Annotated in this window: 20 protein-coding genes, 1 pseudogene and 1 riboswitch; of the genes and pseudogenes, 6 read left to right on the top strand and 15 right to left on the bottom strand. The window is 65.2% G+C overall.

Annotated elements, in window-relative coordinates:
* Positions 1 to 68: 68 nt before the first annotated feature.
* Positions 69 to 181: riboswitch (S-adenosyl-L-homocysteine riboswitch) on the top strand.
* Between the two features lie 31 nt (positions 182 to 212).
* Positions 213 to 1655, top strand: coding sequence for an adenosylhomocysteinase (gene ahcY / locus XarbCFBP7408_RS01335; protein ID WP_104560670.1), 1443 nt, complete (start codon positions 213 to 215; stop codon positions 1653 to 1655).
* Between the two features lie 238 nt (positions 1656 to 1893).
* Here ahcY and XarbCFBP7408_RS01340 read toward each other — a convergent pair whose 3' ends face one another.
* From XarbCFBP7408_RS01340 to XarbCFBP7408_RS01360, 5 genes are all read right to left on the bottom strand, one after another.
* Positions 1894 to 2676, bottom strand: a complete 783-nt coding sequence (locus XarbCFBP7408_RS01340; protein ID WP_104560786.1) for a class I SAM-dependent methyltransferase — start codon at positions 2674 to 2676, stop codon at positions 1894 to 1896.
* 31 nt (positions 2677 to 2707) lie between these two features.
* A complete protein-coding gene (locus tag XarbCFBP7408_RS01345) occupies positions 2708 to 3640 on the bottom strand; it encodes a sulfotransferase domain-containing protein (RefSeq protein ID WP_104560672.1) in 933 nt (310 codons plus the stop codon).
* A 492-nt stretch (positions 3641 to 4132) separates the two neighbouring features.
* Entirely contained in the window at positions 4133 to 4819 is a 687-nt protein-coding gene (locus tag XarbCFBP7408_RS01350) for a sulfotransferase family protein (protein ID WP_104560674.1), read from the bottom strand.
* Between the two features lie 150 nt (positions 4820 to 4969).
* The gene (locus XarbCFBP7408_RS01355; protein WP_104560676.1) at positions 4970 to 5527 is read right to left on the bottom strand and encodes a DUF3228 family protein; all 558 of its coding nucleotides are present in this window, start codon (positions 5525 to 5527) and stop codon (positions 4970 to 4972) included.
* A gap of 234 nt (positions 5528 to 5761) precedes the next feature.
* Positions 5762 to 6307 (bottom strand): DUF2058 domain-containing protein, encoded by a 546-nt coding sequence (locus XarbCFBP7408_RS01360; RefSeq protein WP_104560678.1) that lies wholly within the window; start codon positions 6305 to 6307, stop codon positions 5762 to 5764.
* Positions 6308 to 7010: 703 nt separating this feature from the next.
* Between XarbCFBP7408_RS01360 and XarbCFBP7408_RS01365 the strand changes: the two genes are divergently transcribed.
* Positions 7011 to 8381, top strand: a complete 1371-nt coding sequence (locus XarbCFBP7408_RS01365) for an alpha-amylase family protein (protein ID WP_181106129.1) — start codon at positions 7011 to 7013, stop codon at positions 8379 to 8381.
* Between the two features lie 134 nt (positions 8382 to 8515).
* On the opposite strand, the gene XarbCFBP7408_RS01370 is transcribed toward XarbCFBP7408_RS01365, so the two are convergent.
* Positions 8516 to 9451, bottom strand: a complete 936-nt coding sequence (locus XarbCFBP7408_RS01370) for a Gfo/Idh/MocA family protein (RefSeq protein WP_104560680.1) — start codon at positions 9449 to 9451, stop codon at positions 8516 to 8518.
* Positions 9452 to 9849: 398 nt separating this feature from the next.
* On the opposite strand from XarbCFBP7408_RS01370, the gene XarbCFBP7408_RS01375 reads away from it, so the two are divergent.
* On the top strand, positions 9850 to 10248 hold the full coding sequence (locus tag XarbCFBP7408_RS01375; RefSeq protein ID WP_104560682.1) for a VOC family protein: 399 nt from the start codon (positions 9850 to 9852) through the stop codon (positions 10246 to 10248).
* A 264-nt stretch (positions 10249 to 10512) separates the two neighbouring features.
* On the opposite strand, the gene XarbCFBP7408_RS01380 is transcribed toward XarbCFBP7408_RS01375, so the two are convergent.
* Positions 10513 to 11490, bottom strand: a complete 978-nt coding sequence (locus XarbCFBP7408_RS01380) for an NAD(P)H-quinone oxidoreductase (protein ID WP_104560692.1) — start codon at positions 11488 to 11490, stop codon at positions 10513 to 10515.
* 519 nt (positions 11491 to 12009) lie between these two features.
* Here XarbCFBP7408_RS01380 and metF point away from each other — a divergent pair.
* Both metF and XarbCFBP7408_RS01390 read left to right on the top strand, forming a co-directional pair.
* Positions 12010 to 12837, top strand: coding sequence for a methylenetetrahydrofolate reductase [NAD(P)H] (gene metF, locus XarbCFBP7408_RS01385; RefSeq protein ID WP_104560694.1), 828 nt, complete (start codon positions 12010 to 12012; stop codon positions 12835 to 12837).
* Between the two features lie 70 nt (positions 12838 to 12907).
* Positions 12908 to 13585 (top strand): hypothetical protein, encoded by a 678-nt coding sequence (locus XarbCFBP7408_RS01390; RefSeq protein WP_104560696.1) that lies wholly within the window; start codon positions 12908 to 12910, stop codon positions 13583 to 13585.
* Between the two features lie 97 nt (positions 13586 to 13682).
* On the opposite strand, the gene XarbCFBP7408_RS01395 is transcribed toward XarbCFBP7408_RS01390, so the two are convergent.
* From XarbCFBP7408_RS01395 to XarbCFBP7408_RS01410, 4 genes and pseudogenes are all read right to left on the bottom strand, one after another.
* Positions 13683 to 14630 carry a Nudix family hydrolase gene (locus XarbCFBP7408_RS01395; RefSeq protein WP_104560698.1) on the bottom strand — a complete coding sequence of 316 codons (948 nt, stop codon included), beginning with the start codon at positions 14628 to 14630 and terminating at the stop codon, positions 13683 to 13685.
* 137 nt (positions 14631 to 14767) lie between these two features.
* A pseudogene (locus XarbCFBP7408_RS01400) lies at positions 14768 to 15138 on the bottom strand (VOC family protein).
* A gap of 451 nt (positions 15139 to 15589) precedes the next feature.
* Positions 15590 to 18328: a preprotein translocase subunit SecA gene (gene secA / locus XarbCFBP7408_RS01405; protein ID WP_104560700.1), complete on the bottom strand. Its 2739-nt coding sequence runs from the start codon at positions 18326 to 18328 to the stop codon at positions 15590 to 15592.
* A 156-nt stretch (positions 18329 to 18484) separates the two neighbouring features.
* Positions 18485 to 19429, bottom strand: coding sequence for a M23 family metallopeptidase (locus XarbCFBP7408_RS01410; protein WP_104560702.1), 945 nt, complete (start codon positions 19427 to 19429; stop codon positions 18485 to 18487).
* On the opposite strand from XarbCFBP7408_RS01410, the gene XarbCFBP7408_RS01415 reads away from it, so the two are divergent.
* A complete protein-coding gene (locus tag XarbCFBP7408_RS01415; RefSeq protein ID WP_104560704.1) occupies positions 19430 to 19876 on the top strand; it encodes a DUF721 domain-containing protein in 447 nt (148 codons plus the stop codon).
* A gap of 186 nt (positions 19877 to 20062) precedes the next feature.
* On the opposite strand, the gene lpxC is transcribed toward XarbCFBP7408_RS01415, so the two are convergent.
* The 4 genes from lpxC to XarbCFBP7408_RS01435 all read right to left on the bottom strand — a co-directional run bounded on the left by lpxC (position 20063) and on the right by XarbCFBP7408_RS01435 (position 24803).
* Positions 20063 to 20974, bottom strand: coding sequence for a UDP-3-O-acyl-N-acetylglucosamine deacetylase (gene lpxC / locus XarbCFBP7408_RS01420; RefSeq protein WP_104560706.1), 912 nt, complete (start codon positions 20972 to 20974; stop codon positions 20063 to 20065).
* A 231-nt stretch (positions 20975 to 21205) separates the two neighbouring features.
* Positions 21206 to 22444, bottom strand: a complete 1239-nt coding sequence (gene ftsZ, locus XarbCFBP7408_RS01425; RefSeq protein WP_016902188.1) for a cell division protein FtsZ — start codon at positions 22442 to 22444, stop codon at positions 21206 to 21208.
* Positions 22445 to 22734: 290 nt separating this feature from the next.
* On the bottom strand, positions 22735 to 23970 hold the full coding sequence (gene ftsA, locus XarbCFBP7408_RS01430) for a cell division protein FtsA (RefSeq protein WP_003485272.1): 1236 nt from the start codon (positions 23968 to 23970) through the stop codon (positions 22735 to 22737).
* Complete coding sequence (locus XarbCFBP7408_RS01435) at positions 23967 to 24803, bottom strand: cell division protein FtsQ/DivIB (RefSeq protein WP_104560708.1); 837 nt, start codon at positions 24801 to 24803, stop codon at positions 23967 to 23969. The genes ftsA and XarbCFBP7408_RS01435 overlap by 4 nt, the downstream gene beginning before the upstream one ends.
* Positions 24804 to 24889 lie beyond the last annotated feature (86 nt).

The following is a 24889-nucleotide window of genomic DNA, read 5'->3' on the forward strand; positions in this document are numbered from 1 at the left end:
CCCGCCGTTGGTAGGGGGTCGGCCGCAATTCATGCCGCGCGAGGGTGCTGCCGATATAATCGGGCACTCTCGTCGAGGGGCGCTGCGACCGGTAGAGCGGACTGATCCGCTCACTGCACCACAGGTGCAGGTACACGGCCAGGCTCGACCAGCAGTTACCGTTCAACGGCGCCCGGCATTGCAGACATTCGTTTGCCTACCGGAGCCATTGCATGAACGCTGTCACAAAGATCACCCCGCATACCGACTACAAGATCGCCGACCTCTCCCTGGCCGACTGGGGCCGCAAGGAGCTGGACATCGCCGAGCACGAAATGCCGGGCCTGATGTCGATCCGCCGCAAGCATGCGCAGACCAAGCCGCTGAAGGACGTCCGCATCACCGGCTCGCTGCACATGACGATCCAGACCGCCGTGCTGATCGAAACGCTCAAGGACATCGGCGCCGATGTGCGCTGGGCCTCGTGCAACATCTTCTCCACCCAGGACCACGCCGCCGCTGCGATCGCTGCGACCGGCACCCCTGTGTTTGCCTGGAAGGGCGAGACGCTGGAAGAGTACTGGGACTGCACGCTGGACGCGCTGACCTTCACCCTGCCCGACGGCACCCTCACCGGCCCGGAGCTGGTGGTGGACGACGGCGGCGACGTCACCCTGCTGATCCACAAGGGCTATGAGCTCGAGAACGGCAGCACCTGGGTGGACGAGCCGGCCTCCTCGCACGAAGAGGGCGTCATCAAGGCGTTGCTCAAGCGCGTGGCCGTCGAGCGCCCGGGCTACTGGGGCCGCGTGGTCAAGGACTGGAAGGGCGTCTCCGAAGAGACCACCACCGGCGTGCACCGCCTGTATCAGATCGCCGAAGCCGGCAAGCTGCTGATCCCGGCCATCAACGTCAACGACTCGGTCACCAAGAGCAAGTTCGACAACCTGTACGGCTGCCGCGAGTCGCTGGCCGATGGCCTCAAGCGCGCGATGGACGTGATGCTGGCCGGCAAGGTTGCCGTGGTCTGCGGCTACGGCGATGTCGGCAAGGGCAGCGCCGCCTCGCTGCGCGCCTATGGCGCCCGCGTGATCGTCACCGAAATCGACCCGATCTGTGCATTGCAGGCGTCGATGGAAGGCTTCGAAGTCAACACCATCGAATCCACCCTGGGCCGCGGCGACATCTATGTCACCACCACCGGCAACAAGGACATCATCACCGTCGAGCACCTGCAGGCGATGAAGGACCAGGCCATCGTCTGCAACATCGGCCACTTCGACAACGAGATCCAGGTCGATGCGCTCAAGGCGCTGAAGGACGTGCAGAAGATCAACATCAAGCCGCAGGTGGACAAGTACGTGTTCCCCAATGGCAACGCGATCTTCCTGCTGGCCGATGGCCGCCTGGTGAACCTGGGCTGCGCCACCGGCCACCCGAGCTTCGTGATGTCCAACTCGTTCGCCAACCAGACCCTGGCTCAGATCGACCTGTGGGAAAAGCGCGACACCTACGAGAAGAAGGTCTACGTCCTGCCCAAGCACCTGGATGAAGAAGTTGCGCGTCTGCACCTGGAAAAGATCGGCGTGAAGCTGACCACCCTCACCAAGGACCAGGCCGACTACCTCGGCGTGCCGGTGGAAGGCCCGTTCAAGCCGGATCATTACCGCTACTGAGACGTGGGCGCACGTTCGCCCATTCTCGACAGTGTCAATCAACGGGCGCCGCAAGGCGCCCGTTGTGCTTCAAGGCCATGATCGGCACGACGTCGAAGCTGAATCTGCGCACGCGTTGCACTACGCGTTGTCGCCTGCGCTGTGGTCGGCCGAACGTGACAGACCGCGCGGCGGCCAGGGCCACGACACGCCGACATTTGCTGCAGCCGCCATTGGCCGATCTTCGCCGATGGCACCGTCAGCCGCGTGCGCCCGCCTCGTCCGCATCCATCGCAGCAGACTCATACACGGAGATCTGGCTATGGCTGCGCGCAGTGTAGGACTGCCCGCTCCAATCGCCCCATCTGGCCCGCAAGCGCAAGCCGGCGATCCGTGCCATCAGATCCAGTTCGGAAGGCCAGAGGTAGCGATAGCGATCGTTGAAGACGCGGGTCGCCGACTCCCCGATCATCACGATGCGCTGCTGGATCAGCTGCCGGGTCGGATCGGCACTGGAGCACATCAGCATCACCGGCACGTCGCCCTCGTCCAGGGCCGGCGCCTCCAACGACCTCAACTTGCCGTCCGCCAGCAAGGTCTCCGCCTGCGGCACCATTGTCTGCAGGACGAACACGCCGGACGTTGCCAGGCGCTCGCGCACCGCGCGCAGGCAACGCAATTGGTCGTCCTGCGTCAACAGATAGCCGAGCGAATACACCGAATAGATCAGGTCGAACGGCCCGGCGACCGGGACATCGACAAAATCGGCGCAGACCAGGGTCAGTCGCTCGGCACCGGGCTTGGCACGCAGCTTGTCCAACATGCCAAGCGAGTTGTCGATGCCGCAGACTGCCGCGCCGCCAGCCGCCAGCGGCAGCGCGATATGTCCGGTGCCGATCCCCAACTCCAGCGCCGTGCCACTGCCGACCAGTGCCGCCAATGCCTGCGCACACTGCGCTGCACTGGCAGCGGCCCAGTGGTCCCTCAGGCGATCGTAGTATTGCGACACCTGATCGTAGGCGTGCGCCGAGGATGCATCCATGCCCTTCTCCGCGAAAGAGTCGCTGGCCACCCTAAGCAACCATCCCGGTCGTCGCATGCGCCGCCGACGCAACATCGCCGGTGGCGAGCCAATGCGCGCACTCGGCGCCCAGCTCGGCGACAACACGCTGGCGATAGGCCGCATCGACTGCCGGTGCCAGTCGGTCACGCCACCGCCCATTGAGACCTTGATTGAAGAAGGCTCGGCCGCCGTCGCGCCAGAAACCGGCGCCCTGTGGAACGTAGCGCGCGGCGTGCGCGCGCATGTAGTCCAGACTGCAGTGCGCCAGCACGCGCTCGCAGCACTGGGCATCCAGCGGGATATCCAGGAATGCGGCAATGCGCCGCACTTGCGCAGGCAGGTCATGCAGCAACGCGGCGTAATGCACCAGCAGCACGTTGTCATAATCGCGCAGCGCCCACCAGGAACGCACGCCCTCCCATAACGGCCACAGCGGCGCACCATCGCCGCGCATCCAGTTCTGGAAATAGTCCTCGACCGAGCACGCGGGCGGCGGCATGACCTTCAATTTACCGTTGCTGGAGGGCTCCGCATCCAGACGCGCCTGTGCATCCGCGCTGACTGCCCGCTGATGGTCGTACAGGCTCCAGACGATGTCGCGCGCATCGCGGCCGACGTAGAGATAGCGGGCGCGTTCGGATAGCACCAGCGCATCGGCGGGCAGATGGGTCTTCACGAAGCGGCGATGGCGTTGCTCGGCGAGCAGCCGCTGCTTGGTGGCCTTGTCCGGATACACCGAGTCGAACCAGGGCGACAGCCGCGAGACCTCGATCTCCTCGGTGCCGCCGAAGATCAGTTGCGCGACGATCTGCTGCACCCAGGTCGTCCCTGCCTTGGCATAGCTGGCGATGACGACATCGTCGTCGCGAAAGGCGAAGTCGTTCCAGACTGTCGAGTCGAAAAAGCGATTGGAATATTCGCGCTGCTTGGAGGGCATGCCCACATCGGCGTCCTGTCGGTTGTCATCGCATCGGGCTCATCGGATATGCACGCGTGAACACTTCGCAACCGCATGATCCGCATCCGCGCCTGGCTCCAAGTCCCGGCAAGACGGCATAACGTCTGCCGCACATCCGCACACTGCACTTGCAGCACATCGGTGACCTGCGGCAGCGCGCATCGCCGTCGCCGACGATGCGCGTGCATGCGGGCCATCCGGCAAAGCCCGCCCTGGCGTTGCAGTTAATTCGTGTAGATATACGCCACCTTGCGCGGACCAAACATTTTTAGAATCTTCGAAAACACGAGTGACAGCATGGCTTTGGCAGTTTTCATAACGCGCACCTCTTCTGGAAGTTTCAGAAATGGCGAACTATGACATTCGCCTCATTCAGGCTAGCAATATTCATATGGCCAATCAACATTATGGTTGGTACTTTATTTTTAAAATCAAATTATCGGACATGTGTCGCAGAATAAGCCACGCAATGTGCGTTTATCCGAACAGATCTTCGCGCAGGCATTCCAGGTATTCGCGTACATGTCGCTCGCGTGCGGCAACGTCGTCCGGCAGACGCAAGCCGCGCGTAAACCAACGCAGCCGCGGCCGTGCGTGCAAGTGCGGGTAAGGCTTGTGCGGCACCGGTACGCCGAGGAAGTTGCATAGTGGCGCCCAGCCTTGCCGAGCCGAAAATACCAGCAGCCGATCGGCTGGCACCGTATCGATCACCGCCTGATTCCAGCGGTTGAAGTAGTCGACCATGAAGGCGCGGTCCTGACTGCGCCCGCCCATCTGCTGCTTCAAGAACGTACTGAATGTTTCGCCTTCAGGGCCGACGAAGGTGCTCTTTCTGCCCGGCATCAGGATGGTCTGGGTCACCGACTCGAACCAGCTGTCGGGATCGCGCACCGTCAGGACGACCTTGGCCTGCGGATATACCTCAATCAGTTGCCGCCAGTAATAGCAACCGGGATGGTCGGTGCTCGAACGGTAGCCGGCGAAGATGGCCGACCAGTCTGCGGCACCGCGTTCGGCGGCATTCCACAGTGGCAGTGCCGTACGCATGTTCGCGGCGACCTCCGTGGCGTGATAACACGGTCCAAATCCCAAATGTTCCAGCGCGAACTTCAGCGACAGCGTTCCGGTTCGGCCTAGGCCAGCACCAAGCACTTCTAACGACATGACGATTCTCCGATCCGTTACATGCAAGGCGGCAACCTAGCACGCAGCCATGGCGTACGTCCCGGTATTGGCAGTCAGGATGGATGTGGCAATTACACGCGCCATGCGCGATTTAGTTGGCGGACAAGAACGCGGATCGCAACGACGCGCTCACCCGCGCCAATTGGCATTGCGCTCCCAGAACGCCACGCTACGCCGATACGCCTCGCGGTCCAGCGGCGTGCCCGAGCCGCCCTCTTCCACGCCCAGGGCATTGCGCAACATGGTGATCGGTGCCATCGGAATCTCGTCCGGCTCTGCGGTGTACAGACAACCGACCACACCCCAGTCTGCCTCGATGGGCGTGCCTTCCTTGGCCAACTGCTTGCGGCTGTAGAGGATGGGCAGCAGATAGGCGGCCACCGGTGGCTCGACACCTTCGAACCACCGCACCAGCGCGGCCAATTCCTGCCTGCTGCGTGCCTCGTAGCCGGAACGCAGCAGGTGCCGGTTGTCTTCGGTAATGGGAATGGTGAGGCAGCGGGTCGAGGTCCAGTTGCGGTGCACGTGCAATTGGCAAAACGGCGCATAGCCCTCGATCACGCGTAGCGGCGCCTCGTCGTTGAGCCGCTGGATGAACTGCTCCGGCGTGCAGTCCTGGATGGCATTGCGACGCCCATCGCGCGGAAACAAGCGGGTGCGGGCGAACTGGGTCAGGACGATCGACATGAGCGGGCTATGCGGCGACAAAGAGCGCCAGGGTAGCGCGCAGGCGTTCGCACGACTACGTTGATCAGCATCAGCCGACCGCGCGGCGATCGGACTGGCCCGAGTGCTTGGCCTGGTCCACGGAAGTCACCGAACACGCACCGACAGCATGCAGGTACGCAGCATGCAGCGACGTCGCACCTGCGGCGGAGCTGGATCCGTCCGGTAATCACCCAATGCGGCCGTTCGCTGGCGCTACCAGATCAAATCGTCCGGCACCTTGAACTGGCTGTAGTACTCGTCATCGCTATCGGCCGCAGCCGGCGCGCTGTTGCGTCCGTGGTCCAGCACCACGGCATCGGCATCGCGGCTGTAAACCTTGTCGGCGGCCGCGCGCGGAATCAGCTCGAAACCATCACCGTACCGCACGATCACTAGCGTGCCGCTGGCCAACTGGCTGCGCAGCGTCGTGTTGACCAGCACGCTGCGGATCACGCTGCCGTCGTTGAAGCGGTAGTCGATCTCGCCTTCGCGCTTGACCTTGTTGGTCTCCACGATCTGCCGCACCTGCGCGAGCACTTCCTGCTGGCGCACCTGCACGTTGCGCTCTTGGGCCAGCGCACGATCGCGCTCGGCACGCTCGGCCTGCAGGCGCGCCGCATCGACCTTGTCCGTCGCCGCCGGCTGCACCGCCGCGCCCTTGGCATGGCGCTGTTTGACCTGTTCGCGCGCAACCTTGTCCACCTGGGCTTTTTTCACCAGGCCGGCCTTGAGCAGCTGTTCTTGCAATGGATTGCGCATCGGGAGGCCGGGCAGTGGACTGGCGACTAGTTTAACGCGGCCAGCGCCGGCCCATCGTCGTGGCCGGGCCGAGCCGTTGGGATCGCCTGCAATCCAGATTGCAGCCATGCCGCTGCCAGGCGCAGGTTCGGGCTTATCGCCGCTGCCGCGGGCGGTTACTGCTCGGCGCGATGCGGATGCGGCATGCAAGCCGCGAATCGGCACCTCAGGCCTTGCCGCACGAGGGCAGCGCAGCGTGCAACGGTGACGTGCACACTGCCGGCGGCAAACAGCGAAGCAGCTGATCTATGTCACCGCCGACGGCTAACGAGATTGCAACGGCCGCGTTGCACGCGCCGCATGCTAACGATGAGCGTTGCCTATCGCCAAGCCTTGATTTGACAAGGCAGGTGCAGGCGAGATCGCAACGGCCGCGTGGCTCCCTGATTTTTGCGACCAATCGCGCCGTTGGCGCCCAGCCCCGCGCCCAGTTTGCTGGCCCGCTGCAGTGAATACGTATGCACAACACCCATGCTGCGCCGCGATGCGCGCTTAGCATCACCGCGCGCTGCACGCCGTGCGCGCTTTCCGGAACAGGGGCCGGAAGCCTTGATGCGGGCATCGCGCACTGCGCGTCGGCCTGCGCTTACCAATGGAGATCGATCCGATGCGCAACACGCCCGCTCATACCCCACTTTCCTTGATACAACGCGGTGCACGTCTCTTGCTGACCGCATTGGTCCTGCTGGTGACCACCGCCAACGCGCAGGCCGATGTCATCCTGCATGCCTTCAACTGGCCCTATGCCACCGTCGAAGCGCGCGCCAAGCAGATTGCCGATGCCGGCTATCGCAAGGTGCTGGTCGCCCCCGCGTACCGCTCCGAAGGAAGTGCCTGGTGGGCGCGCTATCAACCCCAGGACATCCGCCTGATCGACAACCCGCTCGGCGACACCGCTGCATTCAAGAAGATGGTCCAGGCGCTGGCCAACAACGGCGTGGGAACCTATGCCGACATCGTGTTCAACCACATGGCCAACGAAGCGGCCACGCGTTCAGACCTCAATTACCCGGGCAGCGCGGTGCTGTCGCAGTACGCTGCAAACCCCGGCCGTTACGATTCGCTGCGTCTGTTCGGCACGCTGCAGTCAAACTTCCCCAGCGCCAGCGATTTCGGCCCGGCGCAATGCATCAGCAACTACAACGACGCCTGCCAGGTGCGTAATTACCGCATCTGCGGCGGCGGTAGCGATCCAGGCCTGCCCGACCTGGTCGGCAACGATTGGGTGGTGCAGCAGCAGCGCGCCTATCTGCAGGCGCTCAAGAGCATTGGCGTGACCGGCTTCCGGGTGGATGCGGCCAAGCATATGAGTTTCGACCATCTCAATCGGGTCTTCGATGCCGGCATTCGTTCCGGCGTGTATGTGTTCGGCGAAGTGATCACCGGCGGCGGTAGCGGCAATGGCGATTGCGACCAGTTCCTGGCGCCGTACCTGCAGTCCACGCCGCATGCGGCCTACGACTTCCCGTTGTTCAACGCGTTGCGCAATGCATTCGCCATTGGCGCCAGCCTGCAGCAGCTGGTGGATCCTGCGTCCAGCGGACAGGCCTTGCCGGGCAATCGCACGGTGACCTTCGCCGTCACCCACGACATCCCCAACAATGCCGGCTTCCGCTACGCCATCCTCGACCCCGTCGACGAGACGCTGGCATACGCCTATCTGATCGGCCGCAACGGTGGCATGCCGATGGTCTACACCGACAACAACGAAAGCGGCGACAACCGCTGGGTCAACGCCTATCTGCGCGACGACCTGCGCCGCATGATCGGCTTCCACAACGGCGTGCAAGGCAGCGACATGCAGGTGCTGTCGTCCAGTGCCTGCCATGTGCTGTTCCGGCGCGGCAGCCTCGGCATCGTCGGCATCAACAAGTGCGGCAATCCGGTCACCACCACGGTGGCGATGAATGGCAGCGTGCTGTACTGGAATGCGGATTATGTGGATGCACTGGGCTCGGGCAGCGTGGTGCGCATCTCCAGCGGCTCCTACACCTTTACGCTGCCGGCGCGCGGCGCACGCATGTGGCGCCGCTGAGCTGTCCGGCGAGCGCGGGGCGTCCGCTGCGTGACTGGAGCCCGATCGCAAGGAGAGGCGGCCTCTGACATAGGACACCACCGGCTTATCGCCGGTGTTGCGGAGTCTGCAACGCGTTGGATGGTGCGACCGGGCTACCAGGCGAACGGCGCGGCGACCTTGCGCGCGCCGAGCATGAACGCATCGGCCACATGCACGAACGGGGTGACATCCACCTCCGATTCGCCGGCGCGCACCAGCTGCACGAAACGCCGGTACAAGCCGTCGTATTCGCCGGCGGCTTCCACTGGCTGCGGCTGGCCATCGATACTGAGCCTGGCACCGCCCTCGCTGAGCATGAGCAGGCCATCGGTGGTGTCCACTTCGATATCCCAGCGCTGATGGCCGGTCTGCAGGAAATCCAGTTCCGCCGTTACCGGCACCCCTGCGGTATCGACAAAGCCGAGCCTGGCGTACAGCGGAGCCTGGCGGTTTTCCGGCGTGTGCAGCTCCGCTTCGCGCAGCGCGAAGGGGCGCGGCAACAGATGCGTGACGATGGACAGCGCATTGATGCCGGGGTCGAACACACCCATGCCACCGGGATCGAGAATCCAGTCCTGGCCCGGATGCCAATGGCGAATGTCTTCCTTCCAGATGATGTGCGCGCGCACGATCTGCTTGTCGGCCAGCCACGCCCGCGCAGGTTCCACGGCAGCGGCGCAGCGCGAATGCCAGCTGGTGAACAGGCTGCGTTGCGCACGCTGCGCCAGCGCGCGCAGATCGTCGATCTCGGCCAGGGTGGCGGCCGGGGGTTTTTCCAGGAACACATGGCGCCCGGCGGCCAGCGCGGCCTGCGCCTGCGCATGCCGCCCGACCGGTGGCGTGCACAGCGCCACCGCTTCAATCTGCGGATGCGCCGCGAAGGCCTCTTCCAGGCTGTGATAGGCCGGCACTCCATCGACCGTGCCATGCCGGCTCACCGTGGCCACCAGCTGCACATCGGCACGCGCGGCGATGCTGGGCACGTGCTGGTCGCGGGCGATCTTGCCGATGCCGACAAGGGCAATGCGCAATGCGTCTGGATGCTTCATCGAAACCTTCGGGCTGATAGTGACGTGGCGGGACCCGCGCGATCGCCCGTTTCGGGCGCATGCACGGACACTGCGGCAGCGGCGCGATGCAGCAGCGCACGCAACGGCGCAGTGTAAGGTCAGGCTGCGGCTCGCTGCGAGACATCGCTCCTGCTTGTTTTGCTATACCTGCGCCGCCCGGTGGCCGTGCCAGGGCGGCCATGGTTGCGTTGCTGTGGCGGCACCATCGCTACGGTGTGCCCTGGCTTGTCGCAACCAACTGAAGACAGCGCAGCTGAGAATCAGAAAGCGCACGCGGCCTGGTCAATCCTGCCGACACGCCCATTGACGCAAGCGCCGGTACGGACCACGATCGCCGCCGGCACCCGGATCTGCCGCCTCCTTGAAGGGTCACACCGATGTTGCATCACCTTTCGCTGGGCGTTCGCACAATCGAGACGTCGGCCGCCTTCTACGACGCCGTGCTTGGCGCACTCGGCTATGTGCGGGTGTGGTCCAACCTGGAACCGGGCACGCTCGACCAGGCGGTCGGTTACGGCCGGCCCGGCGGCGAGGACAGCCTGGCGTTGAGACAACGTCAGGCTGCGAAGCGCGCGCCGGGGGCCAGCTTCCATCTGGCGTTCGCCGCCAGCGATGCGGCGGCAGTAGACGCCTTCCATCTGGCCGCGCTGCAGCACGGCGGCAGCTGCAACGGCGCCCCCGGTCTGCGGCCGGATTACGGCGACGATTACTACGCGGCGTTTGTCATCGATCCCGACGGGCACTACCTCGAAGCGGTGGTCGTCACGCCGGTCTGAGCGCTGCCGCTTGCCTGCCGTTGCGCGGCTGCATCTATGCGCGGCGTGAACACGGGACCGATCTGCAGAATGCGCCGCGGCGCCATCGCCGTACCGGCGCTGACCACTGGCAACTGGTTGGAGGCCGGCAGATCCCAGGTCGCCGCGTACGCGATGCCTGCACTGCACGCCGTCATGCTGGACGCCAGCAATGCCACACCCAGAGAGTTCCGCGTCGCGACCTGCCTGACCGTGTTCGCAGGACAGGCGGGTGGCCGCATGCACTTACATCTCCAGCACGACCTTGCCCAGGTGGCTGCCCTGCTCCAGATAGCGGTGCGCTGCAGCGGCTTCGCCGAGCGGGAAGCGCTTGTCGAGCAGCACGCGCAGCTTGCCCTGCGCGATCCACGGCCACACCACGCGCTCCACTTCCGCGGCCAGGCGCGCCTTTTCGTCGGCACTGCGCGGGCGCAGCGTCGAGCCGGTGAGGATGGCCTGCTTGCGCATCAGCAGCGGGATCGGCACCTCGATGGTCGAGCCGGCCTGCGAGGCGATGTAGACGATGCGCCCGCGCGGGTTGAGCGCCTCCAGGGTGTCGGCGAACACCGCAGCGCCCACCATGTCCAGCGACACATCCACCCCGCCGTGCGCCTTGGCCACGTCGACGAACGATTCGGTGGTGGAATCGATCGCCACATCGGCGCCCAGTTCGCGCGCCTGCGCCGCCTTGGCCGCCGAACGCGCAGTCGCCAGCACATGCGCACCGGCGGCCTTGGCCATCTGGATCGCAGTCACGCCGATCCCGGACGTGGCGCCGTGCAGCAGCAGCCATTCCCCGGCCGCCAGCCGGCCATGCTCGAACAGGTTGGTATACGCGGTAAAGATGGTTTCCGGCAGCGCGGCGGCATGCGCCAGATCCATGCCCGGCGGAATCGGCAGCACATGCCGCGCGTCGACCGCTGCGTACTGTGCGTAACCGCCACCGCCCAGCAGCGCACACACCCGATCGCCGACCTTCCAGCGACTGGCCGGCTCCACGATCTCGCCGGCGATTTCCAGCCCAAGCGTCTGCGGCGCGCCGGGCGGGGGCGGGTAGTGGCCGGCACGCTGCAGCAGATCGGGACGATTGATCCCGGCCGCATGCACGCGGATCAGCACCTGCCCCGGCGCGGGCCGCGGGCGCGGCTGCTCGCTGGCGTACAGCGCATCCGCATCGCCCTTGCCATCGCGGATGGCGATGGCAGTCATCGTGGTATCGCTCATGCGCAGCACTCCGTAGAAAGTGCGCCCAGTGTAGAGCTGCCTGCGTCAACGCCCGGCGCAAGCCCGGTCGCGACATGTCAGGCAAGCGCGGCGCGATCACTGTCTCCACCAACTCACGGCAGGCAATGACACGATGGCCGGCATCACGCGTTGAACCAGTGCGGCGACAAAGACGATACGCCTGCCCGCTGCGAGGCTTCGCTCGCCGCCGCGCGGCAAGCGCCAGATCACCGACGCTGCGCACCAACGCAACCCAGATGCGGCCCAGCGATTCGGCGATGACATCCATCTCCTGTGCTTGCATGTCGCGCTCCCATCCAGTGGCGCCGGGGGGGGGACCGGGAACTGACCACCTGCGCCGCACACCGAGACGGGCGCCTCCGGGCGGCCTCAACCATGCGCCGGGTGGACCCGCAAGCGCGCTTGGCAAGGCAGCCGGACGCAGCACATCCCCCACCAAATATGCATTCATCGCGATGAAGCGATATTATGCCGGCACGATCCGCCGGACCCGCCGCGATGACGCCTCTCAGTTTCGAGTTCTATCCGCCCAAGACCGACGACCAGCGCGCCCAATTGGACCGTACGGCGGCCAGGTTGAAGGGCTACGCGCCGGAGTACGTGTCGTGCACCTTCGGTGCCGGCGGCTCCACGCTCAGCTATACCTCCGAGACGGTGCGTCACCTCAAGCAGAAGCACGGTTTCGAAGCCGCCCCGCACCTGTCCTGCGTCGGCGGCAGCCGCCAGGAGATCCGCGAACTGCTCAAGCTGTATCGCGCGATCGGCTGTACCCGCATCGTCGCGCTGCGCGGCGACCTGCCCTCGGGCATGGGCCATCCCGGCGACCTGCGTTACGCCTCGGACCTGATCGCCTTCATCCGCGCCGAGCACGGCGATGCGTTCCGGATCGAAGTCGGCGCCTATCCGGAAACCCATCCGCAGGCGACCGACGCGCTGAGCGATCTGCGTTACTTCAAGGCCAAGGTGGATGCCGGCGCCGATGCCGCAATCACCCAGTATTTCTACAACGCCGACGCGTACTTTCATTTCCGCGATGCCGTGCAGCGCATGGGCGTGGAGATCCCGATCATCCCCGGCATCATGCCGATCTCCAATTTCTCGCAGCTGCGGCGCTTTTCCGAGCAGTGCGGTGCGGAAATTCCGCGCTGGATCAGCAAGAAGATGCAGTCCTACGGCGACGATGCCGATGCGGTGCGCGCCTTCGGTGCGGAAGTGGTGGCCACCGTGTGCGAGCGCCTGATCGCCGGTGGCGCGCCTGCCCTGCACTTCTACACGCTCAACCTGGCCAAGCCGACCACGCAGGTGCTGCAGCTGCTCGGCCGCTGAGCCAGCCGATCCAAGCCATGCCCGCGGCGAGCGTATCTGTGCGGGTACATCATCGGCAGGCGCGCGCGTGATGCGCAAACGCCGTGCACGCTGCCCCGGTTCCGGCGCGTTGCCCGCCGGCTCACGCACGCCCCGTTACGCTGCGCCGATGCCTCGCCTGCTGCTGCCGTTACTGCTGCTGTTCTGCCTGTGCCCGGCCACGCGGGTGCAGGCGCAGGAGATCCGTCGCTGCGTGACAGCGGACGGGCAGACCATGTTCACCGACCGCCGCTGCGAAGATGTCGGCGCGGCAAGCCGCGCGCCGCCTGCCATCCGCCCGCAGGGCAATACCGGCCTGTATCGCTACGGCTGCCCACGCCGGCTGAGCGAACTGGTGTCGTTGCTGCAACTGGCGGTGGACAGCCGCGACGTCAATCGGCTCTCCAGCCTCTACCTGTGGAGCGGCCAGTCCGACGCCGCTGCCAACCAGGTGCTGAGCCGGCTGGAAGCGATCGTGCAACGCCCGTTGCTGGACATCGTGCCGATGTACCCGCAACGCGATCCGCCGACCTGGGAAGCCGATGCCGGCACGCCAGCGACAGCGGCTGCATCATTGGACGGCAGCACCATCGACACCCCGCTCCCGGCACCGCCAAGCCGCCCCCGCCCCTGGGGCCTGCGCCTGGAACAGAACCTCGCCAGCGGCACGCCCGCACCCAGCGTGTTGCGGCTGCGCCGGCAGTACAACTGCTTCTGGGTGACGTTTTAGCGCAGCAGCCGCGGTGACGCTGGCCGCCGCGACCTGGTCGAACAAGGGCCACCGCAAGGCTGCCGCCCCCCAGCAGACCGCACGGTCCTGATGACGGTCACTGCGGCCACAACGCGCGAATCGCGGCGATGCCTTGCGCGCCATGCGAACGCGCGTCGCGCAGGTCGTCGACCTGCATGCCACCGAGTGCGTAGATCGGCAAGGAGACCTGCTCGCGCAAGCGTTCGAACCCATCCCATCCCAAGGGTGTCGCACCCGGATGCGACGCGGTCGCCTGCACCGGGCCCAGCACCGCAAAATCGCAGCCAAGACGCTGTGCGTGGCGCAGCTCTTCCAACCCGTGACACGAGGCGGCGACCGGCTGCCCGGCCGGCAACGGGCGCTGCTGCAGGCTGGCCAGTTGCTCCGCGCCCAGATGCACGCCGATGCCGAGTTCGCTGGCCAGTGCGATGTCGCGGTTGAGCAGCAGTTGCGCGCGCGCGCGGCCGCGCAGGCGCATCACCTGCTGCAGCAAGGCCTGCCAGCGCGCCGGTTCGGCCTGCCGCGCACGCAACTGGATGCGCGTGATGCCGTCCTGCAGCGCACGCTCCAGGCCTTCCAGCCACCGCACGTCATCGGCCGGCTCGGGCGTGATCAGATAGCGGTCGGGCTGGCGCAGCACACCGACCACCGGCACATCGGCCGGCGGCATCGAATAACGGGTCAGCTTGTCCGCGGCCACCCAGGTCATCGCTTGGCCTTCGCGGCCGCGCGGGCTGCCTTTCCATGCAGTGATGTGGCGCACTTCCAGGCGCAGCCGCTTGTCCGGGTACAACTGCGGCACGTCCATCAGCCACTCGCCGACCTGCGCCTCGATACCGAGCTCTTCGTTGAGTTCGCGCACCAGTGCCTGTTCGGAGGTCTCGCCAGGCTCGCGCTTGCCGCCCGGAAACTCCCACAGGCCGGGCATGTCGCGGGTTTCGGTACGGCGGGTCAGCAGGATGCGGCCGCGGGCGTCGGTGATCACGCCGGCAACGACGTGGATGGATCTCAGAGAATCGGGCATGCCACAAGAGTGCCGCGAGTGAGCCGTTCAGTGCAATCGCCTGAAGGCGGGGAATGGAGATTCGGGAATCGGGAATCGGTTGAAGCACGCACCATGCCCGCCTTTGCAATTCCCGATTCCCGATTCCCGATTCACGTCTACAGTGGATGGCCGATGCGCCACAGCACGCCGCTGGGATCGTGCAAGGTGAAATCGCGTGCGCCCCATGGACGATCTTCCGGCGCGCTGCAGCTCACCGCGAACTGGTCGCCCAGGCCGGTGTCGTGCACGTGCTGCCACCAGCTGTCGGCATCGTCCACCCATAGGTGCAGCATCAGGTTTTCGGCCAGCTCGCGCAGATAGAAGTCCTGCAGCAGGAACGCGCACTGCGCGCCATGCCGAAAAAGCAGGTCACATTGCCGACCTCGTCTTCCTGCACGAATCCGAGCGCGCGATAGAACCGCTGCGACACCGCGTAGTCGCGCGCAGGCACGAACACCTTCAATTGCTGGCTGGACAGCAGCGCCATGACCGCACTCCACGCAGGATGTGGATCGAGCATACGCCCCGCAGTGGCACCGGCGCAGACGCCTGCATGCGGCAGGCGCCGTTGGCGCCACAAGAGATGGACAACGCGTGGCTGGCCTGCCCTGCCGAGGCCCATCGCAAGACAGCTCGCCGGACGCTTCCAGCGTCTATGCCGTTGGTATCCCGTCGTTACCTGGCAACGATGCAAGCCATGACTTCGCAGCGAGTTGGCCAAAGGCGGCGAAACCTGAGCGTGGCCTCGCACCCGGTCTGCGATCTCCCCTTTCCTGCTTCAAGACTCCCTCAGGATTCCATCCGTAAGCAGAGCCCCCTTGGTAAGGGGGCGCGCCAACGGCGCGGGGATCGGAAGCAAGGACCGTGCACCAGGCGTCCGCTACGCGGATGCCTGGTGTGCAGCCCGCCAGGCGGGCTGCACCACGGTCAACTCAGCATCAGCTGAGTTGACCGTGGCAGTGCTTGTACTTCTTGCCGCTGCCGCAGGGGCACGGATCGTTACGGCCCACCTTGGGCTCGTCGCGGGTCACCTGCGAGACCGGCACCGGCGCGTTGCCGCCCTGCATCTGTTCCACTTCCTCGTCGGCACCATAGCCGCCCACGTCCTGGTGCTGGAACTGCGAGGCCATCAAGCGCGCCTGCGCCTGCAGACGCTCCTGCTCTTCCAGCTCGGCCACTTCCTCTTCGCTGCGAATGCGCACGCGCGCCAGCAGGTTGATCACTTCGCGCTTGACGTTCTCCAGCATCTCGGAGAACAACTCGAAAGCTTCCTTCTTGTATTCCTGCTTGGGCTGCTTCTGCGCATAGCCACGCAGATAGATGCCCTGGCGCAGGTAATCCATCTTGGCCAGATGCTCCTTCCAGCCCTGGTCGAGCACGGTCAGCATCACGTGCTTCTCCAATGCGCGCATGGTGTCGTTGCCCACCGCCGCTTCCTTCTCGGCAAAGTGGGCATCCACCGCTGCCTGCACCTTGGCCGCAATCTGCTCGGCGTCCAGTTCTTCCTGTGTGCGTGCCATCTCGCTCAGCGCCAGCGGCATGCCCAGCTCCGCTTCCAGCGTGGCTTCCAGACCCTTCAGGTCCCACTGCTCGTCGACGGAGTTGGGCGGCACGAAGCGTGCGACCAGGTCGTAGATCACATCGCCACGGATGCCGTCGACGTTGTCCTTGACCGATTCGGCATCCAGCAATTCGTCGCGCTGGGCGTAGATCACCTTGCGCTGGTCGTTGTTGACGTCGTCGAAGTCCAGCAGGTTCTTGCGGATGTCGAAGTTGTGCGCTTCCACCTTGCGCTGCGCCTTTTCGATCTGCCGGCTGACCAGGCGGTCTTCAATGACGTCGTCTTCCTTCATGCCCATCATGCGCATCGCCTTCTGGACCCAGTCCGAGGCGAAGATGCGCATCAGATTGTCTTCCAGCGACAGATAGAAGCGCGACGAACCAGGGTCGCCCTGACGACCGGCACGGCCGCGCAGCTGGTTGTCGATACGCCGCGACTCGTGCCGCTCGGTACCGATGATGTGCAGGCCGCCGGCCGCCTTGACCGCATCGTGACGACGCTGCCATTCGGTCTTGGCCGCAAGGCGCTGCTCGTCGCTGATGTCGTCGCCCATGGCATGCAGCTCGGTTTCCAGCGACCCGCCCAGCACGATGTCGGTACCGCGACCGGCCATGTTGGTGGCGATGGTCACCGCGCCTGGCTGGCCGGCGTTGGCCACGATGGTGGCTTCGCGCTCGTGCTGCTTGGCGTTGAGCACTTCGTGCTTGACCCCGGCCTTGCGCAGATGCTCGGACAGCATCTCCGAGGTCTCGATCGAGGTGGTACCCACCAGCACCGGCTGGCCGCGCTTGGCGCAGTCTTCGATGTCGGCGAGCACCGCGTTGAACTTGCCCTTGCGGTTGAGGAACACCTGGTCCGGATGGTCCTTGCGCACGGTCGGGCGGTTGGTCGGGATCACCACCACTTCCAGACCGTAGATGCTCTGGAATTCGTAGGCTTCGGTGTCGGCCGTACCGGTCATGCCGGACAGCTTCTTGTACATGCGGAACAGGTTCTGGAAGGTGATGCTGGCCAGCGTCTGGTTCTCGCGCTGCACCGGCACGCCTTCCTTGGCCTCGACCGCCTGATGCAGGCCGTCGGACCAGCGCCGCCCACTCAGCGTGCGACCGGTGAATTCGTCGACGATCACCACTTCGCCATCGCGCACGATGTAATCCACATCGCGCTGATAGATCGCATGCGCACGCAGCGCCGCGTTGAGGTGATGCACCACGCTCAGGTTCTGCGCGGCGTACAGGCCGTCTTCGGCATTCTCGAGAATGCCGGCCTGCATCAGCAGTTCTTCGGCGTGGCCCATGCCCGCCTCCGACAGATGCACCTGCTTGCCCTTTTCGTCGATCCAGAAGTCGCCCTCGCCCTCCTCGCTTTCCTGCCTGGTCAGCTGCGGCACGATGCGGTTGACGCGGATGTACAACTCCGGCGACTCGTCGGCCGGGCCGGAGATGATCAGCGGGGTACGCGCCTCGTCGATCAGGATCGAGTCGACTTCGTCGACGATCGCGTAATGCAGGTTGCGCTGATAACGGTCGGCCTTGGACAGCGCCATGTTGTCGCGCAGGTAATCGAAACCGAACTCGTTGTTGGTGCCGTAGGTGATGTCGCTGCCATAGGCCTCGCGCTTGTCGCTGTGCGGCATGCCTGGATAGACCACGCCCACGCTCAGGCCCAGCCAGTTGTACAACTTGCCCATCTGCGCGGCATCGCGGCGCGCCAGGTAGTCGTTGACCGTGACCACATGCACGCCCTCGCCCTGCAGCGCGTTGAGGTACACCGGCAGCGTGGCGACCAGGGTCTTGCCTTCACCGGTGCGCATCTCGGCGATCTTGCCCAGGTGCAGCACCATGCCGCCGATCAGCTGCACGTCGTAATGGCGCATGCCGAGTACGCGGCGGCTGGCCTCGCGGCACACCGCAAAGGCTTCGGGAAGAATCTTGTCCAGGGACTCGCCGGCGGCAAGTCGCTGCTTGAACTCCGGGGTCTTGGCTTGCAGCTCGGCGTCGGAGAGCTTCTCGATCGTCGGCTCCAGCGCATTGATCTGGGTGACGAGGCGGTTGAGCTGGCGCAGCTGGCGTTCGTTACGACTGCCAAAGACACGGGTAAGCAGACTGTTGATCATTGAAGAAACCGGTTGAAAAGGAACGGTTTGACCGACGCCGGTCCCCACGACCCGGCCGCCGTAAACGAAACAGGGCGCACTGCGCCCTGTCGATGGCAACACCCTATTGTAGCTTGGGGCGGGCCTTCACGAATCAAGCGCGGCCCCGCGCCGTCGTCAACCGCGCCCGCGGCGGCCCACCGGCGTGTTGGTATCGCCCAGGAACTTGCGCGGATTGACCACCCGCCCGTCCGCCCACACCTCGAAATGCACGTGGGCGCCGGTGGAGCGGCCGCTGGATCCGGCCCGGGCCACCTGCTGGCCGGCGCGGACCAGATCGCCTACCTTCACCACCAGCCGCGAGTTGTGCGCGTAGCGGGTCACATAGCCGTTGCCGTGATCCACTTCCACCACGTTGCCGTAGCCGCCGCGCACGCCGGCATAGCTGACCACGCCGTCGGCGACCGACATCACCGGGTCGCCCACGTTGGCGTGGAAGTCCACGCCCTTGTGGAAGGCCGAACCACCGTCGAACGGATCGGCGCGGCCGCCGAAGCCGGAGGTGATGTAGGTGTTGCGGATCGGCATCCGCGAGGGCACCGAATTCTGTTCGAGCTGATGATCGAACATCAGCGCGGCCAGCACGTTCAGTTGCTGGCCGGAGGCGGAGAACTGCTGTTCGACCTGCCCCAGCGTCTGCTTGAGCGACTCGACCGGCATGTCGCTGACCGGCTCATCGCCGCCACCGACGCCGACCGGGGCGTCGAAGTCGAACTCGCCGTCCTTCAGCTTGCCCATTTCGGTCAGCCGCTCGCCCAAGGCATTGAGACGGGTGGCCTGCGCCTGCAGCTCGCCCATGCGCGCAGCCAGTGCGTTGACCTGCGCCTGCGAGGCGCGCTGCGCCTGGGCCAGCTCGGCCTGCTGCTGCGCGACCTTGGCCTGCAGCGCGGAATTGGTCACCATGCCGGTGGCGGTGCTTGCACCGATGCCGATCAACATGCCCAGCCCAAGCACCGCGCCGAGGACTACCATCGGTCGATCCGCGGCAAAGCCCTGGAACTGGCGGGCCAGCCGCTGCGCCCGGGTTTCGCGAGATTTGATTACGACTTTCTTCAACGCCATATGAGTGTCATGTCCAAGCCCAAGTCCAACGCACGCAACCCTTCCGTTCCACAACCGGCCATCGAAGCCGCGCTGGGTGAAAAGGCTGGCGACCCCTTGCGCCGAGCGTTGTGGCTCGATGCGCTGGACCGGCAGTTGCGCCCCCTGTTACCGCCTCATCTGGTCACCCGTTGCCGGCTGGCCAATGTCAGAGACGAACAGCTCGTTTTTCTGGTTGATTCACCTGTCTGGCATGCCAAGTTGCGACTTGCCGAGACCCAATTACTGGATGCCGCCCGATCCATCGGACTGAAGGCCACCGCAGTGACCATCAAGACCACCACCACCCCGCTGCATTCCCCAATGCAGCAGAATCGCGAGCGTCCGCGCCCCGTCTCGCAGGCCACGCACAGAGGTCTGCGCGATGCGCTGGCCTCCCTGCAGGACGTTCCACCCACCAAACGGTGAGCACCGCGCCGCTGCTGCGAAGCGGCCGCCGCAGCGTGAAAGAATTGCGAAGACCGCGCACGACCCGACGCATCCTAGCGGGCCTCAGCCACGCAGGAGTTAGAGAAGTCTTAAATAAAAGTTAAGAACAGGCCGGTAATTCGACACAGTTCACACTTCGAACGCCAACTGCGGCATTCCCCGACATCAGGCGTAGACGGGGCTGGCGTAGGTGACCGGCGGTTGCATGGTGCCGTCGGGGAAGCTGACCCATTCCCAGGCGGCCTGATCCGCCAGCAGCGCACGCACCAGCTTGTTGTTGAGCGCGTGGCCGGACTTGAAGCCTTCGTAGGCGCCCAGAATGGCGCCGCCGGCCAGGTACAGGTCGCCGATGGCGTCCAGGATCTTGTGCCGCACGAATTCGTTGGTATAGCGCAGGCCGTCCTCGTTGAGCACGCGGAACTCGTCCAGCACGATGGCGTTGTCCATCGACCCGCCCAGGCCCAGATTGCGCTCGCGCATGTATTCAAGGTCGCGCATGAAACCGAAGGTGCGGGCGCGCGAGATTTCCTTGACGTAGGCCGAGGTGGAGAACTCGATTTCCTGGCGCGACTGCTTGGCCGGGATCATCGGGTGATTGAATTCGATGGTGAAGCCGAGCTTGTAGCCCTCGTACGGCTCGAAGCGCGCGATCTTGTCGCCCTCGCGCACTTCCACCGTCTGCTTGATGCGGATGAAGCGCTTGGCCTTGTTCTGCTCGACGATGCCTGCCGACTGCAGCAGGAACACGAACGGGCCGGACGAACCGTCCATGATCGGCAGCTCGGCCGAGGACAGTTCGACGATGACATTGTCCACACCCAGGCCGGCCAGTGCCGACATCAGGTGCTCGACGGTCTGGATCTTGGCGCCATTGCAGGTCAGGCCGGTACACAGCGTGGTCTCGGTGACCAGTTCGGCATCGGCGGGGACTTCGACGATCGGCTCCAGGTCCACACGCCGGAACACCACGCCATGATCGACCGGAGCCGGCCGTAGCGTCATGTACACCTTGTCGCCGCTGTGCAGGCCGACGCCGGTGGCGCGAATGGTGTTCTTGAGAGTGCGTTGCTGTGTCATATACGAAGTCTGGCTGAACAATGCAGACAGACGCTGAACCGGCTGTCTAATCCGTAGAGATTATCTGAATTTTAACAAACCGCGCGTGACGGGAACTGTAATTCCCGGGTCACGCCACTGCAAAAGCTGCCGGATCGCGGCCGATCCGGCAGAAAGGACATGGCACTGCACCCCGGAACGAACCCCGGGGCGGGACGGACCGCGCCGCCGTAGCGACGCAGCCGACGCTCCTCAGTCGGCCTGGCGGCGCAGGAACGCCGGGATATCCAGGTAGTCGTTGGGCAGGTCTGCGGCCGGCGCAGCCGAACCGCCGCCGTTGTTGCTGCCGCTGCCGACCGAGTCGCTGCTCGGACGACGCAGGCCCAGGCCCATGCTGCCGCCGACGGCCTTGGACACCGCATCGCCGCCGCTGGTGTCGAAATCGCCGAACTCCGGCTGGCCGGTGGTGGCGTTGCGCACCAGCTTGATCGGCGCGCGCTGGTCCGGACGCTGGGTCTGGCGGGCAACCGCACGGTTCAGGCCGGTGGCCACCACGGTGACGCGCACTTCGTCCTGCATGTCCGGGTCGAGCACGGTACCGACGACCACGGTGGCATCTTCCGACGCGAACGCTTCGATGGTGCGGCCGATCTCGTCGAACTCGGACATGGTGAAGTCCGGGCCGGCGGTGATGTTGACCAGGATGCCGTTGGCACCAGCCAGGTTGACGTCGTCCAGCAGCGGGTTCTGGATGGCGGCTTCGGCAGCGGCCTGCGCGCGATCGTCGCCGCGTGCCGAACCGGTGCCCATCATGGCCAGGCCCATTTCCGACATCACGGTGCGCACGTCGGCAAAGTCGACGTTGATCAGACCCGGACGCACGATCAGATCGGCGATGCCCTGCACGGCGCCCTGCAGCACGTCGTTGGCCGCGCGGAACGCCTGGATCATGGTGGCGTTGCGGCCGAGCACGGTGATCAGCTTTTCATTGGGGATGGTGATCAGCGAGTCGCAATGCTGGCTCAACTCTTCGATGCCCTTCAGCGCGACCTGCATGCGGCGACGGCCTTCGAACGGGAACGGCTTGGTGACCACGGCCACGGTCAGGATGCCCATTTCCTTGGCCAGCTGCGCCACCACCGGCGCGGCGCCGGTGCCGGTACCGCCGCCCATGCCGGCGGTGATGAACACCATGTCCGCACCCTGCAGCGCGTCCATGATGCGCTCGCGGTCTTCCAGTGCGGCCTGGCGGCCGACTTCCGGATTGGCGCCTGCGCCCAGGCCCTTGGTGACGTTGGTGCCGAGCTGCAGCTGCAGCTTGGCGCCGCAGTTCTTGATCGCCTGCGAGTCGGTGTTGGCGGTGATGAATTCCACGCCATCGACATTGGTATTGACCATGTGCGCAACCGCGTTGCCGCCGCCGCCGCCCACGCCAACGACCTTGATGACCGCGTTGGGAGCCATCTTTTCGATCAGTTCAAAATGTGCCATGTCAGTGTCCTCTTTGGATGCCGTGAATGGGGAATCGGGAATGGGGAATCGGATTGCTCCGTTCGCCAGCCCAACACCCGCATGTCGGCGAATGTTGTTGTTTGAAATGCCGGGAATGGGGAATTGGGAATGGGGAATCGCAACTGCGAATCACCTCCACGCCAACCACTGCTTCCTCGACGGAACCGCAAAAAACTACGCCCTGCCCGCTCTCACCGCTCTCCACTCAAATCTGCCGCAACCGCTTCGCCTTTGCTTCAACCAATTCTCGAATCCCGATTCCCGATTCTTCAGAATTCCCCGCGATACCAATTCTTCAATTTCTTGAACAAGCTGCCCGCGCGGCCGGTCGGGATCGACGGGCGACGCGGATGTTCGATCTGGCTACCCATCAACAACAGGCCAACGCCGGAGGCGTGCACCGGGTTGCCGACCACTTCGCCCAGGCCGGTGACGTGCTGCGGAATGCCTACGCGCACCGGCATCTGCAACATTTCCTCGGCCAGTTCCACCACGCCTTCCATCTTCGAGGCGCCGCCGGTCAGCACCATGCCGGCGCGCACCATTTCTTCGAAGCCAGAGCGGCGCAGTTCGGCCTGCACCATCTCGAAGATTTCCTCGTAACGGCCCTGCACCGCTTGCGCGAGCGCATGCCGCGGCATGCGGCGCGGCGGGCGATCGCCCACCGACGGCACCTGGATGCTTTCTTCGGCGGTCGCCAGCTGCGCCAGCGCGCAGGCGTAACGCACCTTGATCTGCTCGGCTTCCGGCGTGGGCGTGCGCAGCATGTGCGCGATGTCGTTGGTGACGTGGTCGCCGGCGATCGGCAATGAAGCCGTGTGGCAGATCGCACCCTGCACATACACCGCCAGATCGGTGGTGCCGGCGCCGATATCCACCAGCACCACGCCAAGCTCGCGTTCGTCGGCGGTCAGCACTGCGACCGACGACGCCAGCGACGACAGCACCAGATCGTCGACCTGCAGGCCGCACTTCTGCACGCACTTGGTGATATTGGCGGCCGCCGACTGCGCGCACACCACCAGATGCGCATGCACCTCCAGGCGCACGCCGGTCATGCCGACCGGGTTGCGGATGCCTTCCTGCGAATCGTCCAGCACGTACTCGCGCGGGATCGCATGCAGGATGCGCTGGTCGGCTGGAATGGCCACGGCCTTGGCGGCATCGAGCACGCGTTCCAGGTCGCTCCAGGTCACTTCGCCGTCGCGGATCGGCACGATGCCGGGCGAGTTCTTGCACTGCACGTGGTTGCCGGAAATCGACGCGTATACCGAGCGGATCTCGCAACCGGCCATCAGCTCGGCCTCTTCCACCGCGCGCTGGATCGACTGCACGGTGGATTCGATGTCCACCACCACGCCGCGCTTGAGACCGCGCGACTCATGCGAACCGATGCCGATCACTTCGATCGGATTGCCGGGCGAGTACTCGCCGACCAGCGCGACGACCTTGGAGGTGCCGATGTCCAGTCCAACGATGAGGGATTTGTCGCCTTTGCGGTTCATGTCTTAAAGCCGGGAATAGGGAATAGCGAATGGGGAATGGTCAACAGCGGTGCACGGATACGAGGAGAATTGAGGACAAGTGCGTGAGGCGCAGCGGGCGACGCCGGCTTGGGTTTCTTATCCATTCCCGATTCCCCACTCTCCATTCGCCGTTCGACCGTGAAGCCGTTGGTGTAGCGCAGGTCGGCGCGGGCGATCGGGCGTTGCGGGTCGGCCAGTTGCGGCAGCACGCGGGCGAAGCGTTGCAGGCGTGCGCGCGCGTCGTCGCGGCCGATCACGATCTGCACGCCGTTGCTCAGGCCCAGCGACCAGCTGCCGCGGGCATCCATTTCCAGGCGCTCCACATCCAGCCCGGTCGGTGCGAACAAGGCGCGCGATTCGTTGTAGAGCGCCACCACGTCCTGGGTCTTGCTGTCCGGGCCACCGAGTTGCGGCAGCTTGAAATCCTTCAACAACGGTGGGGTGCGGAACAAGCGGCCCTGCTCGGACAACATGCGGTCGGTGCCCCAGCGCGCGAACGGTTTGTGCTCGGTGACGTGCACTTCCAGCACATCCGGCCAGCGCTTGCGCACCTGCGCACTTTCCACCCAAGGCAGGCGCGCGATGGCGTCCTGCGCGTTCTGCAGCTTCACCGCGAAAAAGCCCGCGCGCGCATACGGCAGGACCACCGCGCGCAACTCTTCGGCCGGCACCCGCTTGAAGTCGCCCGACACCCGCAAGCGCGCCAATGGCCAACGCTCGGCACCGACCCAGCCATTGAGCACGGCCACCACCGGCAACGCGACCAGCGCCACCGCGAGCAACCACGCCAGGATGCGCAGGGTGGCGTTCATGCGCGCGCTCCGCGCGCGGGAATGGGGAATCGGGAATCGGCAATCGTCAACAGCGGCGCACTGCCGGCTGTCGCTTTTGCGATTCC

It is taken from the genome of Xanthomonas arboricola pv. guizotiae, from assembly GCF_002940205.1.
Classification (GTDB): Bacteria; Pseudomonadota; Gammaproteobacteria; order Xanthomonadales; family Xanthomonadaceae; genus Xanthomonas; species Xanthomonas arboricola_C.